Genomic DNA, 1,670 nt, shown 5'->3' with positions numbered 1-1,670 from the left:
GCGATTACGGGAGTGGTGATCAGTCAGATTTTCATCCTCTCACAACTGAATGGAATGACGGCGACAGAGCGTGCCCAACTTCCGGCTGAGGAACTAGCCGCCATCCAGGGGCAGGAATTGAATGCTGTTACTACTGCTTATGTGGTACTTGGTCTGGTGATGTTGGTGCTCTTGCTTGCCATCCGGCTTACCAGAATGCCCAATCTTAGTGAAAAAGGTGAAAAAATAGAGTTTGGTGCCACTCTTCGTCGTCTTATAAAGAATAAGAATTATGTATGGGGTGTAATAGCACAATTTTTCAATATTGGTGCACAGATAGCCGTATGGTCATTCGTAATCCGTTATGCTATGGTACAGCTGAATTTTGACGGTGTATTGGCTTCTTTAGGAGAAGCCGCTTCTGCAGATGCTGTTGTAAATGCATTACGGGGAGTGGAACCGGTAGCTGCCGCATTCTATAATTGTTGTGAATGGCTTGGATTGGATGACTTGCTGCCGCGTACGGCAGAACAGGCTGCGGCCACTTACTATATCATGTCGCTCATTCTCTTTGTGACCATGAGGTTTGTATGCACTGCAATGATGAAGTACGTGAAAGCTTATAAACTCTTGATAGGACTTGCGCTTCTTGCTGTAATGTGTTGTTTGGGTGCCATGTTCGGTAAGGGCAGTTTCGGCGTCTATTGCCTGATGGGTATTTCCGGATGTATGTCATTGATGTTCCCGACCATTTATGGTTTTGGTCTTACAGGTTTGGGGGATGATACTAAAATCGGCGGTTCATTCATGGTAATGGCTATTGCCGGTGCTGCCGTTCTGACCCAAATTCAGGGTATTGTCTCCGACCAGACAGGTAGTATTATGGCTGCATATGCTGTACCGGCCGTTGCTTTTGCAGTGATTGCCTATTATGGGTTCTTCATTGCAAGAAAACAAGAGTTAACAACCAAATAATGCTTTAGAGTATGGAATCAAACAAGAAATACGTTATTGGTCTTGATTTTGGTACGGATTCTTGTCGTGCACTGGTAGTGGATACATATACTGGCCGTGAAATGGCTACGGGGGTAAGTTTTTACCCCCGTTGGAAAGCGGGGCTTTACTGCGATGCACACAACAATCGCTATCGCCAACATCCATTGGATTATATTGAATCCATGACAGAGGCTGTACATATAGCCTTATCTGATTTGAAGGAAGAAGAGATTGCTTCTATTTGTGGATTATGTTTTGACACAACTGGTAGTACTCCTGCTTTAACTGATAGGGCAGGAATGCCATTAGCTTTATGTCCCGAGTTTGCAGAAGAACCGGATGCTATGTTTATTCTTTGGAAAGATCATACAGCTGTTCGAGAAGCTGAGCAAATCAACGCACTGATTAATAAACGTAACCTTGATTATTTACTTTATGAAGGTGGTACTTATTCATCAGAATGGGTATGGTCAAAGGTTTTACATATTATCAACACAAACGTCGCTATAAAGGATGCTGCTTATGCTTGGGTAGAACATTGTGATTGGATGACCGGATTAGTAACTGGTAACACTATTCCGGAACAGATCTTTCGTAGCCGTTGTGCTGCTGGACATAAAGCAATGTGGCATGCCAGTTGGGGTCTTCCTTCCGGCGAAGTTCTCGAAGAACTTAATCCGGCCTTGAAGGAAATG

1 protein-coding gene and 1 pseudogene are annotated in these 1,670 nt (G+C 44.0%); both read left to right on the top strand.

Features of this window, described 5'->3' with window-relative positions:
• A partial coding sequence (locus tag DWY55_RS21750) for a glucose/galactose MFS transporter (RefSeq protein WP_120178406.1) occupies nucleotides 1-954 on the top strand: 954 nt, incomplete at its 5' end.
• Between the two features lie 11 nt (nucleotides 955-965).
• Nucleotides 966-1,670: pseudogene (locus tag DWY55_RS21745) on the top strand (ribulokinase); the annotation flags it as partial.

Origin of the sequence: Bacteroides sp. AF25-38AC, from assembly GCF_003602995.1 — a bacterium.
GTDB classification, from domain to species: Bacteria; Bacteroidota; Bacteroidia; order Bacteroidales; family Bacteroidaceae; genus Bacteroides; species Bacteroides uniformis.
This window is presented reverse-complemented; position numbering and strand designations above follow the sequence as displayed.